Source organism: uncultured Pedobacter sp., from assembly GCF_913776295.1.
Classification (GTDB): Bacteria; Bacteroidota; Bacteroidia; order Sphingobacteriales; family Sphingobacteriaceae; genus Pedobacter.
This window is the reverse complement of record NZ_CAJYOJ010000013.1, coordinates 144789-158428: the sequence shown is the minus strand read 5'-3', so window position 1 is coordinate 158428 and position 13640 is coordinate 144789. Positions and strand designations below refer to the sequence as shown.

Sequence of the window (13640 nt, the reverse complement as noted above, 5' to 3'; positions counted from 1 at the left end):
AGTCCGGCCTAACAAATTTTTCGGATTCCACTGACCGAGCCCTATTACTGGCTTTGAAAGAAAAATTTTCAGCCGGCATTTTTTGTTACTTTTTGATGCCAAAAAGTAAGAGCCATTCGGCGGCGGTGAGCCGAGGCAAGATTGCGCCGTAGGACTAAAAGAAAACAACTGTACGTCAATCATATTGATTTTTATACAATAAATTATCCCTCAGGATGACAATTATTTATGATACAGCCTCATTTTGTTGAAATTTAGGGTTAAGAATTTTCAATCAAATGACGAAATCAACAATACTCCACATCGCTGCTGCCTTGCTGCTTTACATCAGTGTTTGTTCAAGCCTTTATGCTCAGGATCCCAAATATCCATCGAGCATAACCGTTGCCCAGGACGGAAGTGGAAATTATAAAAGCATACAAGAGGCGGTCAATTCAGTACGTGATTTGGGCGAAGAGGAAGTTAAAATTTATATTAAAAATGGCATTTACAAAGAAAAGCTGATTATCCCATCATGGAAAACCAAAATTGCTTTAATTGGTGAAAGTGCCGAAAATACCATCATTACCAGCAATGATTATTCGGGGAAGCCAAACCCGGATGGCAAAGACCAATTTGGCAATGTTAAATTTAGCACATATACTTCTTTTACCGTATTGGTTCAGGGGAACGATATTCATCTCGAAAATTTAAATATCATCAATTCTGCAGGTAGGGTTGGCCAGGCCGTTGCCTTGCATGTAGAAGGCGATCGTTTTACAGCGAAAAACTGCAGTTTTAGGGGCAATCAGGATACGCTTTACGCAGCAATTGAAAATAGCCGTCAGTATTATTTAAACTGTTATATCGAAGGCACAACCGATTTTATCTTTGGCAAGGCTACAGTCGTCTTTCAAAATTGTACCATCAAAAGCTTAAGCGATTCTTACATTACGGCAGCCTCAACTTCAGCACAACAAAAATTTGGATTTGTTTTTCTTAACTGCAAACTTATTGCAGATTCAACGGTTACAAAAGCCTATCTCGGCAGACCATGGCGGCCTTATGCAAAAACGGTATTCATTAAATGTGATTTGGGTAAACATATTTTGCCTGAAGGCTGGAATCCGTGGAAAGGCGACAAGATGTTTCCGGATAAAGAACTGACGGTTTTTTATGCTGAATATAAAAGTGAAGGAGATGGCGCCTCCCCTAAAACGAGATTGCCCTGGACAAAACAGCTCACAGATCAAGAGGCAAAAAGCTATACTTTAGAAAATATTTTAGGTGGTGTAGACCAATGGGATCCAATCAAAAAATTATAAAATGAGAAAAAATTTCTTTAATATTTTTACGGCCGGAGCTTTAGCTATTTTCTGTTCTTTTACCCTCCTTCAAAAGAAAACGAAACTATACATCATAGGCGATTCTACTGCCGCCAATAAGGCACAAAAGGCATACCCGGAAACGGGTTGGGGAATGGCATTACAATCTTATTTTAAAAACGATGTGACGGTTGATAACCGTGCGTTGAACGGCAGGAGTACCAAATCTTTCAGGGCCGAAAAACATTGGGATCCGATATTGGCTCAGTTAAATCCCGGCGATTACGTTTTTATAGAATTTGGGCATAACGATGAAAAAACTGATAAACCAGCCGTAGGCGTTACATTAACTGAATTTAAAACCAACCTGATTAACTACATTGAAGAAACCCGAAGCAAAAAAGCGTTTCCGGTTTTACTCACGCCAATCTCCCGCAGAAGTTTTAAAAACGGTGTGCTGGTAGATTCACATGGTGATTATCCGCGCATAACCCGTCAGGTGGCCGATTCACTGCAAGTACCTTTAATTGATATGCTGGTAAAAACCGAAAGTTTATTGACCCGCCTTGGAGATAAGCCATCCGTCAAATTATTTAACTATGTTGATTCTGGAAATGTAAATTATCCAATAGGCAAAAAAGATGATACGCATCTAAGTCCCGAGGGTGCTAAACAGGTTGCTGGCTTGGTGGTAAAAGGATTTAAGGAGTTAAAGTTGAGTTTAGCTAAGCATTTGAAATAAAATATAGTTTGTCATCCTAAATTTAGGGAAGGATCTTTTCTTTATCACAGAGTGATAGATAAATGTATACCAAGTGATGTATAATGCGCTTATCGTCCTTGTTTGCAACGGGGATGAAGGAGAAAGGCGATTGTATCGCCAAAAAGCACATTATCCCGCATTATAAATGCGGATTTCACAATCCTCTTTAAGGATCATTATAAAGTCGGCTATTAAGGATTCTTCACTGCGTTCAGAATGACAGCTGAGAATACGAAATTGAAAAATCGTCATTGCGGGGAGGCTTTTTCAGCCGACGAAGCCTGCCGGCAACAGGCTGGCAATCTTACAACGATCGCTATGAGCTTACGCATAAAGATTGCTTCGTCGTTCCTCCTCGCAATGACGATCTATGCTAGTAAACTAGCCACTAAAAAATATACTTCGTACTTAAAAAGTTCGAATCATCCCCTTTCACAATTTCGTTCAATAACTTTTTATTATCATCTGTAAATTTGGTTGCTACCAAAGAACGGATCGAGAACGAACGCAATGCATCCACTACCGAAAGTGTGCCTTCAGCACTATCTTTGCGACCGGTGAAAGGAAAAACATCCGGTCCGCGTTGGCATTGGCAGTTGATGTTTACGCGACTTACCTGGTTGACCAACGGATCAATCAACGATGAAATTACCGCAGCGTTGTTGCTGAAAATACTGACCTGCTGGCCATGCGGCGAATCAATTAAATATTCGATAGGCTCTTCCAAATCATCGAATGGCACAACCGGAACAATCGGACCAAACTGTTCTTCACGGTAGAGCTTCATATTACCGTTTACCGGATAAACAATGGCCGGATAAACAAAAGTTTCTAAGGTTTGTCCGCCATTTTTATTGATCACCTTAGCACCGTGTGCAACGGCATCATCAATACATTCTTTCAAATATTCAGGTTTGTTCAGTTCGGGCAGTGGTGTAAGGTTTACGCCTTTTTCCCAAGGCATGCCAAATTTTAGTTTTTCTACCTCTGCGGATAAGCGTTTTAAAAATTCCTGCGCCAAACTGCGGTGTACATAAACAATTTTAATGGCGGTACACCGTTGTCCGTTAAAAGAAAGCGAACCCAGCACCGTTTCAGAAACGGCCAGATCAAGATCGGCATCCTTGGTGATGATGGCTGCATTTTTGGCATCCAGCCCTAAAATCGCCCTCAAACGGTTTACCTTTGGATGTAGTTTTTTCAGTTCGTTGGCAACCTTACTTGAACCAATTAAGGTAAGCACATTGATTTTACCAGATTTCATCAAACCGGGAACGATGGTATTACCACGGCCATAAATGGTATTCACCACACCCTTAGGGAAACTGGAACGGAAAGCCTCTAACAAAGGATAATGCAATAAGGTACCGTGCTTAGGTGGTTTGAATAAGAGCGTATTGCCCATAATCAAAGCCGGAATAAGCGTGGTAAAAGTTTCGTTTAACGGATAATTGAATGGCCCCATGCAAAGCACCACACCTAGCGGAGAACGGCGCACCTGGGCCACAATTCCCTGTTCTATTTCAAAACGGGATGATTGCCTGTCGATATCTTTCAGTGCATCAATGGTGGCATAGATGTATTCAACCGTACGATCAAATTCTTTAACCGAATCAGCATACGACTTGCCGATCTCCCACATAATCAGTTTGGCAACAATCTCCTTTTGCTCAATCATCTTATGCGTAAAGTTTTCTACGCAGATAATGCGGTCTGCAACACTCATGGTTGGCCATTGCCCCCTACCATTATCATAAGCAGCTACGGCGGCATCCAATGCTTCTGCCGACTCTTTCTCTGTACAAACAGGGAAACTACCAATGCGTTTTCGTTTTAAACCTTCAGGGGTTTTTATGCATACAGGCGAAAACACTTCATTAAACGGTCCATTCCATGGCTTCATTTCTCCGTTCGAGAGAAACTCTTTTTGATTGATTTCTTCCTTAAGCCTAAATTCATCTGGAATCTGGCTCTCTTCAACGAAAATACTTTCGAGGTCTAGCGCGGTATTCAATTTTATTATTGTTAGGTTAAATTAATGTTAAATCTATAGTTTAAGTATAGATTAACGCTTTAAAAAAGATATTAAATATTTAGGCACAATAATATTGCCTAAATATTTTTGAGATTGAATTATTTAACTTCTATTACTTTATATTTTGGGACAAGTGTCTTCATTACGATCCAGCCAAGAAGGTAAGCCACCGCACAGAAGGAGAAAACGATAAAATAACCGGCTTCTTTACCTTGAAAACCCATAAAAGTCATTTGCGTATCGCCGGCATAGGTGAAGAGTACTCCAGAACCTTTGTTGATGAAAAATGATCCTACGCCTCCAGCCATACCACCTATCCCGGTTACGGTTGCAATGGCCTGACGGGGAAACATATCACTTACGGTGGTGAATATATTGGCCGACCATGCCTGGTGTGCTGCACCTGCAATACCAATGATAATTACAGGCAACCAATAGGTATAGTGACCTAAGGGTTGAGCCAATAAGGCTAACAGCGGAAAAAAGGCAAAAATCAGCATGGATTTCATCCTGCCATCGTAAGGGTTCATGTTTTTTTTATCGATAAAATAGGATGGCAGCCAGCCTCCAATAATGGATAACAAGGTAATTACATATAGTATAAATAGGGGAAAAGCACTTTCGGTACCGCTCATTTTATAAATATCCTTCAGGTATGCGGGCGACCAAAAGAGATAAAACCACCAGACACCATCCGTCATAAATTTACCAAAAGCAAAGGCCCAGGTTTGTTTAAACTTAAGGCAATCCACAAAGGAAAGTTTTTTTACGGGCGATGCTGCGGTAACCGTTTCGCTCACCTGATCATGCGCCACAATATCCTGCTGGATATAAGCCAGTTCAGCCTTACTTACTCTTGAGTGGTTTTCGGGATTGCCATAAAGTAAGATCCAGAAAAACATCCAGATAAAACCTAAGGCACCGATGATGATAAACGACATCTCCCAGCCATAAGCATCGGCAATGTAAGGGATCGTAACCGGGGCTGCCAAGGCACCAACTGTTGCACCTGCATTAAAAATACTGGTGGCAAATGCACGGTCTTTTTTAGGAAAATATTCTGCAGTCGCTTTAATCGCAGCCGGAAAGTTTCCGGCCTCCCCTAATGCCAGTACAAAACGGGCAAAAATAAACAGCGAAAGGCTGGTTGATAGAATCAGCGTGGTATTACCAACTGTAGAGAGTGCGTCTTTCGCACCCGCAAAACTCATGGGCCATGTACCGGTAATCATCCCTGAAGTAGCAATACCGCAAAAAGCATGAATACAGGCACCTACTGACCAGATTCCAATTGCCCATAGGAAACCTTTTTTCGTGTCCATCCAATCCACAAACCGTCCTGCAACCAACATCGATCCGGCATAAAAAAGAGAGAATAACGCTGTAATGGTTCCATAGTCACTATCGGTCCAATGGAATTCTGGAACAAAATAGTCCTTCCAAGTAAGCGAGAGTACCTGTCGATCTAAATAATTAATGGTAGTTGCAACAAATAACAGTGCACATATCGTCCATCTGTAATTGCTGATTTTTGGTTGGCTCATTTTGGTTAGATGTGGTTAGTTATTGTGGTTTATTTACTTTGCTTAATGAGTTCAAGTGCCAGTTGAGTATTGTCGTAAAGCTCATCGTAAAGCCCTTTGCTCATTACATCCTTACTAATTAATTTGCTGCCCATCCCAACGGCACAAACACCAGCTTTAAACCAGGTTCTAAGGTTATCGGCATTAATTTCTACACCTCCGGTTGGCATAAACAGCTGTCCGGCGAAAAGATCTTTAATTGATGAAATAAATTCAGGGCCTAAAATATTTGCCGGAAAAATTTTAATCAGCATAGCTTTGTGTTCCTGTGCAATGCTGATTTCAGTCGGCGTCATACAACCTGGTACCCAAAGCATGCCAATCTTATTTGCAATTTCGGCAACCGCCGGATTGACGATCGGGGCCACAATAAAATCAGTTCCGGCTTCAATAAAGGCATTGGCATCAGCCGGAGTTTTAATGGTTCCGATACCTAAATAAAGATCGGGCATTTCTGCATCTCGTATTTCTTTTAACTTTTTAAAATTTGGTAATGCCGATTTGCCACGATTGGTATATTCAAAAACACGGACGCCAGCTTTATACAAAGTGCGTAATATTTCAATACTACCCGATTCACTGTCCTGATAAAAAAGGGGTAACATGCCCTGTTCTAAAATGGCATCTAAAATTTTGTGCTTGTTATTAATCATTGCGTATTATTCTTTTTTCTATATCAGCTACAGTACTGGTTGTAGCATCGCTAGGAATATATAATTTATCGTATGCTGCTGCTGTAGCGAAGCTTAAGGTTTCTTTGGCCGGTAACTGGTTGTAAAAGCCATAAATCAGGCCAGCCATAAAACAATCTCCACTACCCACCTTATCCAAAATCTCTTCAGAAACATATTCTTCAGAAACGGTTAATTCATTGTCTGTATAAATCGCAGTATAATACCGTATGCCCTTTCCATGATCGAACCTGAAAGTATTGGCAACAGCTTTACATGCCGGAAACAAACTTAATATTTCTTTGGAGGTATCGGTTGCCTGTTGCAGTAACGTTTCCTTTGCATAACCCTCGGTGGGTGTCAAATCTTCGTGAAGCGCAGTGCCCAACATTTTATTCGCTGCCCAAACATTCCCCATAATCAGTGTGCAATACTGAGCCAGCTCGGGCAAAATATCAATCGGTTCCTTCCCATATTTCCAAAGCTTTGCCCGATAGTTTAAATCAAGTGAAACGGTGATATTTTTTGCACTAGCTACTTTTAAGGCTTCCAAACACACGTCAGCAATATTTTGGTTAATGGCCGGGCAAATGGCACTAAAATGGAACCAGGCCACATCTTCGAAAACTTCGTCCCAGTTAATCTGTCCAACTTTTAAACCGGCATAGGCCGAGTTGGCCCGGTCGTAAATTACCCCTGCATTTTTAAGATCTTTTCCTTTAGGCAAATAATACAAACCCAGCCGTTCGCCATGGTAAACCATAGGACTGGTATCGATATTGCGGAAATTAAGATAATCAATAATCTCTCGGGTTACCGCATTATCTGGCACAGCCGACAGGTAGGCTGAAGGCACATTCCACAAGGCTAAGGCCGTGGCTGCATTGAGTTCGGCGCCACCCACGTAAAACGGTAATTTATTTTCTTTTAACCATTGTCCGTCCATATCCGGACAGATGCGTAAAAGTATTTCACCAAAGCTTAAAACTTTTTTTCCTTTTTGTGATGAAGCGAATATTTGGTTGCTCATTTTATATCTGATCGGCATATTTCATCCTGTTTTCGGCAAGCGGATGAAAATGAAAGGAAAACGATTGAAATGATTTTATTCCAACAAAATACCTTTCTAAAGCCCGATTTTGGTTAAAATTTAAAGTAATTTTTTGCGTTAAAATACGAAATATCCTGTACAATTTTGCCCACCCACTCCAAATCGTTAGGTAATTCTCCATTCTCCATATCTTCACCAAACAGGTTACAAACAATCCTTCTGAAATATTCGTGACGGGGAAAGGAAAGGAAACTGCGCGAATCGGTAAGCATACCTACCAGGCGGCTTAAAAGTCCCATGTTTGATAAGGCATTTAACTGTTTGATCATCCCGTCTTTTTGGTCTAAAAACCACCAGGCTGAACCAAACTGCACTTTACCGGCTACCGAACCATCGTTAAAGTTACCAATCATGGTGGCAATCAACTCATTATCTGCCGGGTTAAGGTTATAGATAATGGTTTTAGCCAATTTATCCTGGTTATCCAGGCGATTTAGGAATTTCGATAGCATACGGGCCTGGCTAAAATCGCCGATTGAGTCCCAACCGGTATCAGGTCCCAATTGTCTTAACATTCGGGCATTGTTGTTACGCAAAGCACCAAGGTGATATTGTTGTACCCAGCCCTTTTCATGATCCCATTCTGCAAAATAAACCAGCATAGCCGATTTGAATTTCAGGTTTTCCTGATAGGAAATAGTCTGTTTACTGCGGATTTTATTAAAGATTGATGCAGTTTCAGCTTCGGTGTAGTCTTCAGCATAAATCTGCTCTAAACCATGATCGGAAACCGAACAACCATTTGCGGCAAAGTAGTCATGGCGGCTTTTTAAAGCATCAATGTAATCCTGTAAACTGCTAATGCTTTTATCGGCAACCGTTTCCAGTTTGTCGATATATTCATTTAAGCCTTCAATATCATCACTGTTCATGGCCTTATCCGGACGGAAAGCTGGCAACATTTTTAAGTTTGCCCCTTCTCTGGCCAGTTGCTGATGAAAGTTCAGGCTATCTAAAGGATCATCAGTAGTACAAACAACCTCTACATTCATTTTGGCCAACAAACCACGCACGGAATATTCAGGCGTTTGCAGTCTCGCAGAACATTCATCGTAAATTTTCTGCGCCGTTTTGCCTGAGAGCAGATCGGTAATACCGAAATAACGTTGAAGCTCCAAATGTGTCCAGTGGTATAGCGGATTGCGCAAGGTATAAGGAACGGTTTCGGCCCATTTTTCAAATTTCTCAAAATCAGATCCTACTCCGGTGATGTATTTTTCATCCACACCGTTGGCGCGCATCGCTCTCCATTTGTAATGATCGCCTGCAAGCCAAACCTGACTGATATTCGCAAACTGGGTATTGTTGGCAATCTGCTCCGGTATCAGGTGGTTATGATAATCGATAATGGGTAGCGGTTTTGCAAAATGGTGATAAAGCTTTTCAGCAGTTTTGCTTTGCAAAAGAAAATTTTCGTCTAAAAAAGGTTTCATTCTATGTTATTTGAGACAGTAGATTTGAGATGATCAAAACACTTATCTATTCATGTTCTATTTATGCTCCGACTATGTCCTCACAGACCGGAACTCAATTTGTATTTTATCTGTTGGTGGTCTGTGGGGACACAGACCACGGCGACGCGACACAGGCCACGACAATTAAAATACTTATCTATTTATTTTTTTAACCCCGGTCTGTGTCCCCACAGACCGGAACCCTATTCATTTTGTGGTCTGTGGGGACACAGACAGCGGCAACTGCAAGCTAAAGGCGATTGCAAGGATAGCCACGCAAACCTCCGACCTCGGTCTTCCGACTTCGGACTATAGACTAACCCCCCGTTTCCACGGGATAAAATCATCCTGGTTAAGCAATACAGCTTTGGGAATCACTTCACCACTGGCCGCTTTAATGCAATATTCCAGGATATCTTCTCCCATTTGTTCAATGGATTTTTCGCCTTCGATAACCGGACCACAGTTGATATCAATGATATCGCTCATCCGTTTGCTTAGTGCGTTATTAGTTGATACCTTGATGGTTGGACAAACCGGATTTCCCGTTGGTGTTCCTAAACCAGTGGTGAACAAAATTAAGGTTGCACCTGATGCAGCTTTGCCTGTAGTGGCCTCCACATCATTTCCTGGCGTACAAACCAGGTTCAAGCCAGGTTTTGTGGCAGGTTCGGTATAATCCAACACATCTTCTACCGGCGATGTTCCGCCTTTTTTAGCTGCTCCCGTACTCTTAATGGCATCAGTAATTAAACCGTCTTTAATATTACCCGGTGATGGATTCATAAAAAATCCGGAACCTACATTTTCTGCCGATTGATTGTAAGCCGTCATTAACTGGATGAATTTACGGGCGGCGGTCTCATCTTTGGTACGATCAATCAACTGTTGTTCTGCTCCGCAAAGTTCCGGAAACTCAGCAAGAAGCACGGTACCGCCCAAAGCCACCAATAAATCGGAGGTATAACCAACAGCAGGGTTGGCACTAATTCCGCTAAAACCATCGCTCCCGCCACATTTTACACCCAACACCAGTTTGCTTAACGGCGCCGGCTGACGCTCAATTTTATTGATTTCGGTTAAACCGATAAAAGTTTTACGAATAGCCTCTTTAATCAGCTGTTCTTCGCTTTGCGATTGTTGCTGCTCAAAAACAAATAATGGCTTATCGAAATTAGAGTTACGTTGTTTAAGGTCTTCCATAAAATCGTGAACCTGCAGATTCTGGCAGCCTAAACTCAATACCGTTACACCAGCCACATTAGGATGATCGGCATATGCAGCCAATAACTTACTTAGCACAGCAGCATCCTGCCGGGTACCGCCACAACCACCCTGGTGATTTAAAAATTTAATCCCATCAACGTTTTTAAACACCCGGCTGGCAGAGGGATTTGCCAGGCCTATTGAACCAGGATCAGCCTCAGCTAAAATTTCGCCGTTTTTATAAGCCTCAACTAATTCGTGGGCGTATGATTTGTATTTATCTGTTACTGCATAGCCCAGCTCATTATGTAAGGCTTCACGAATGACATCCAGATTGCGGTTTTCGCAGAAAACGGTAGGTATAAATAGCCAATAGTTTGCAGTACCTACCCTGCCATCGCTACGGATATAGCCGTTAAAAGTTCTGCCTTCAAATTTCGAAACATCAGGCGCCTGCCACTCGTAATGATAAGGCCGAAATTCGAAAGGATCAGAGGCGTGTTTCGTATTTTCGGTGTGCATTAATCCACCTTTAAGGATGAAGTGCTGTGCTTTTCCCACCAATACGCCGTACATCATGATGTGATCGCCTGGATTCATATCCTGCATAAAAAATTTATGCTTGGCCGGTATATCATCCTGTAAAATATATTCCTGCCCTTCGTGGATAACAGTTTCGCCTTTTGCCAGGTTTTGCAAAGCAACCAATACATTATCGTTAGGATGGATTTTTAAAATTCTAGTAACCATTTTAAATTGCTGTTTCTGAATGCAAGTTACTTAAAGTTTCTTTTGCACCTTTGTTCTGTAATAAATCAACGTACGATTTTACGGCTGCGTTAAATCCCGGGTAATCGTTCAGGTTTTTGCCCCAAAGTCGTATATCGCCAAGCGTTTGATCTACAACAGTTTCGGGATCTTTCCAATATTTGTATAATACTTCCGCAAATTCATCCTGTATCGGGTAGGTTTTTCCGTTTACGTTCGCGGTAAAGGTTTCACCTTCCTGGTTGACATTCATGAAAAGAATATAAGCGGCTACACCCAAAGCGGTAAGCTGTGGCACCTCATTCTTCAAAGCATAATATCTCCTGATGAGCGGCATATTACGCATTTGCATTTTTGAGGTAAAATTTAGCGTAATGGCCTGCCACTGGTGTGCTAAAGATGGGTTACTAAAGCGGTCAACCACGCTCTCTGCAAATGCGATTGCTTCATTGGAGCTGATGTCTTCATTCACCACTACAGGTGCGATTTCATCTTTCATCAATTTTAATACATTGGCCGAGAAATCTTTATTCGCCATCGCCTCTTTTACGGTTTCGAAACCTGCTAAAATAGCTAGACCGCAGCTAATGGTATGCGTACCGTTAAGCAAGCGGAGTTTGAGTTCTTTAAATTTATCGATGGAAGGAACAATGAAAATTCCTTTATCAGCTTTTGCAAAAGATAGTACCTCCTTTACTTTTTCGCTTGATGATTCAATTGCCCAGAGCCTGAAAGGTTCGGCCATAATCATCAGTTCGTCTTCGTAACCCAGTTCGCTTTCAATGGCTTTTTGCGCTTCTTCGGGAAGTTTCCCAGGTACAATCCTATCCACCAAAGTTTTGCAAAAATGATTGGCCGTTTTTAACCAGTTTTCGAAATCCCAGCCTAATTTATTCTGGATCGCCAGATCAAGCAAAATTTCTTTCAGTTTATCTGCATTATCACTAATGAGTTCTGTTGGCACGATCACCATACCACTTTCTGCCGATCCGTTAAAGGCTTTATATCGCTCATGCAAAAAAGCAAGCAGTTTGCCCGGGTAGGATTGTGGGGGATGATCAGTGATTTTATCTTCGCTTTTTACAATGCCTACTTCTGTGGTATTAGAAATTACGACCTGCATGTCGGGCTGGTGGGCGGCTTTTAAAATTTCTGTCCAATCTTGCGAAGCTGCTAAAACCCGGCTTATTGAAGCATTTATCGAATTTTCTTCAACATTCACACCATCTTCAATGCCTTTTACACAAAGCGTGTACAAATTATCCTGTTTCGCAAAAGCGTCAGCACCACCTTTTGCTGTAGATTTAACAACCAGTACACGACCATTGAAAATTCCTTTCTCATTGGCTTTATCAATAAAATAATCGGGTAAACCACGCAGTAAAACACCTGTACCAAACTGGATTACCCGCTCAGGTAATGCTAAAATTTCAGCAGTAGGTTTTGTAACCTTTTCGCCGTTAATGTTTTTTAGATTTTCTTTGTTTAAAATCATTACTCATGTGATTTGACCACCAATACATAAATGCGGAAGGTGAGATTTATATTTCTTCCTAACGGCTGATAATTTTGTTATCTACCATGTTTACTTAACCATTTCGGGTATTCTTTTTCGATTAACTTTTGCGCCCAGTTGCCATACCAGGCATATCCATTACGCCTTTCAAGGCTTAATTCTTCTAATTTTGTTTTAATGGCATTGTCGCGATCACCAAAAATCGGGGTATTTTTATCAAGGTCGTAAAAGCGTGCCCAGGCAACCGCATTGGGATCGGCAACCAAAGCCGCAGCTTTAACATTGGCTTTAGGGTTTTTGGGCCTGTCAAAACGGTAACCTACGATTTTATAGGCATTGAACCATTTTACTGCCGCTGTAATGGCATCTTTTTCTGCAGCTGAAGGACTTTTGATCCGCATCAAAAAGCTGACAATCCCTACCGATTCGCTTGTACTCAATGAGGCCGGTTCAAAAGCCCTGGCTTTTGCAGGTAGCATCGTGTCCTTATCATATTGCGCAGCCCAAATGCTTAGCACACCATTTTGTTTTACCTGTGTTTTCAAGATGCAATCGATGCCTTTGGCAACCGCTTTTTCGGCCTTTTTGATGTAAGCAGGATTTACTAAGTCAAAATCGTTTGTTTGCGTGGCAACATCCTGTAAAATATTCATAACATTGATCATTGCATCATCGTTGTAAGTAATTTCTGAGCGGTAGGAAGATTGATCAGGATAATATTGTGGCCAGCCACCATTGGCATACTGTGCCGAAAAAATATAATCAAGACCTTTTTCAGCAGCAGCTAAATAGGTTTTGTTCTGCGTGTTTTTATAAGCTTTAACCAGATAGACAATCTCTCTGCTGGTGGCTTTATTATCAAAAGTGGCGTGCAAATCTTTAGTTGCCTTTATTTTGGCTAAAAGGCCAAGTGTTAAAGCTGCGCCATAATTTACCACGCTCTTATCTTCCAGTTGCTTGGGCCAGCCACCATTGCCTAATTGATAAACCAGCATTTTATCTGCTGTAGAATCAACAGATTGTTGTGCATAACACGACAGCAATAAAGTGCTGCATATTAGGGTTAACCATAATTTTATTTTCATCATTTTGTTTGTGCCGTAGCCTGTGTCATCACAGACCACTAATTTTATTTTACACCATACTTAGTTTTTGCCACGGAGACACAGATTAGAACGGCGTACTTTTCTTTCTCTTATGCCATGGTTCGTGGAGACACGAACCAATAC

Annotated in this window: 10 protein-coding genes; 2 read left to right on the top strand and 8 right to left on the bottom strand. The window is 41.4% G+C overall.

The genetic code is table 11. The features are described from left to right. Positions 1–278 precede the first annotated feature (278 nt). On the top strand, positions 279–1304 hold the full coding sequence (locus QZ738_RS03010) for a pectinesterase family protein (RefSeq protein ID WP_293784329.1): 1026 nt from the start codon (positions 279–281) through the stop codon (positions 1302–1304). A 1-nt stretch (position 1305) separates the two neighbouring features. Next, positions 1306–2046, top strand: coding sequence for a rhamnogalacturonan acetylesterase (locus QZ738_RS03005; RefSeq protein ID WP_293784326.1), 741 nt, complete (start codon positions 1306–1308; stop codon positions 2044–2046). A 409-nt stretch (positions 2047–2455) separates the two neighbouring features. On the opposite strand, the gene QZ738_RS03000 is transcribed toward QZ738_RS03005, so the two are convergent. The 8 genes from QZ738_RS03000 to pelA form a co-directional block, all read right to left on the bottom strand. After that, positions 2456–4081 carry an NADP-dependent glyceraldehyde-3-phosphate dehydrogenase gene (locus QZ738_RS03000; RefSeq protein ID WP_293784323.1) on the bottom strand — a complete coding sequence of 542 codons (1626 nt, stop codon included), beginning with the start codon at positions 4079–4081 and terminating at the stop codon, positions 2456–2458. Positions 4082–4200: 119 nt separating this feature from the next. After that, positions 4201–5646, bottom strand: a complete 1446-nt coding sequence (locus QZ738_RS02995; RefSeq protein ID WP_293784320.1) for an MFS transporter — start codon at positions 5644–5646, stop codon at positions 4201–4203. A gap of 29 nt (positions 5647–5675) precedes the next feature. Further along, entirely contained in the window at positions 5676–6338 is a 663-nt protein-coding gene (locus tag QZ738_RS02990) for a bifunctional 4-hydroxy-2-oxoglutarate aldolase/2-dehydro-3-deoxy-phosphogluconate aldolase (protein WP_293784317.1), read from the bottom strand. Continuing rightward, positions 6331–7386: a sugar kinase gene (locus tag QZ738_RS02985; RefSeq protein ID WP_293784315.1), complete on the bottom strand. Its 1056-nt coding sequence runs from the start codon at positions 7384–7386 to the stop codon at positions 6331–6333. The genes QZ738_RS02990 and QZ738_RS02985 overlap by 8 nt, the downstream gene beginning before the upstream one ends. Before the next feature lie 113 nt (positions 7387–7499). Continuing rightward, positions 7500–8900, bottom strand: a complete 1401-nt coding sequence (uxaC, locus tag QZ738_RS02980) for a glucuronate isomerase (protein WP_293784313.1) — start codon at positions 8898–8900, stop codon at positions 7500–7502. 330 nt (positions 8901–9230) lie between these two features. Next, positions 9231–10877, bottom strand: coding sequence for a UxaA family hydrolase (locus tag QZ738_RS02975; protein WP_293784310.1), 1647 nt, complete (start codon positions 10875–10877; stop codon positions 9231–9233). Between the two features lies 1 nt (position 10878). Next, positions 10879–12390: a tagaturonate reductase gene (locus tag QZ738_RS02970; RefSeq protein ID WP_293784307.1), complete on the bottom strand. Its 1512-nt coding sequence runs from the start codon at positions 12388–12390 to the stop codon at positions 10879–10881. Positions 12391–12467: 77 nt separating this feature from the next. After that, entirely contained in the window at positions 12468–13499 is a 1032-nt protein-coding gene (gene pelA, locus QZ738_RS02965; protein ID WP_293784304.1) for a pectate lyase, read from the bottom strand. Positions 13500–13640: the final 141 nt, after the last annotated feature.

What these genes read in the sequence shown, in the direction of transcription:
- QZ738_RS03005 (WP_293784326.1), top strand. Translation starts at nt 1,306, where the DNA reads ATGAGAAAAAATTTCTTTAATATTTTTACGGCCGGAGCTTTAGCTATT.
- QZ738_RS03010 (WP_293784329.1), top strand. Translation starts at nt 279, where the DNA reads ATGACGAAATCAACAATACTCCACATCGCTGCTGCCTTGCTGCTTTAC.
- QZ738_RS02970 (WP_293784307.1), bottom strand. Translation starts at nt 12,390, where the DNA reads ATGATTTTAAACAAAGAAAATCTAAAAAACATTAACGGCGAAAAGGTT.
- QZ738_RS02975 (WP_293784310.1), bottom strand. Translation starts at nt 10,877, where the DNA reads ATGGTTACTAGAATTTTAAAAATCCATCCTAACGATAATGTATTGGTT.
- pelA (WP_293784304.1), bottom strand. Translation starts at nt 13,499, where the DNA reads ATGATGAAAATAAAATTATGGTTAACCCTAATATGCAGCACTTTATTG.
- QZ738_RS02985 (WP_293784315.1), bottom strand. Translation starts at nt 7,386, where the DNA reads ATGAGCAACCAAATATTCGCTTCATCACAAAAAGGAAAAAAAGTTTTA.
- QZ738_RS02995 (WP_293784320.1), bottom strand. Translation starts at nt 5,646, where the DNA reads ATGAGCCAACCAAAAATCAGCAATTACAGATGGACGATATGTGCACTG.
- QZ738_RS02990 (WP_293784317.1), bottom strand. Translation starts at nt 6,338, where the DNA reads ATGATTAATAACAAGCACAAAATTTTAGATGCCATTTTAGAACAGGGC.
- uxaC (WP_293784313.1), bottom strand. Translation starts at nt 8,900, where the DNA reads ATGAAACCTTTTTTAGACGAAAATTTTCTTTTGCAAAGCAAAACTGCT.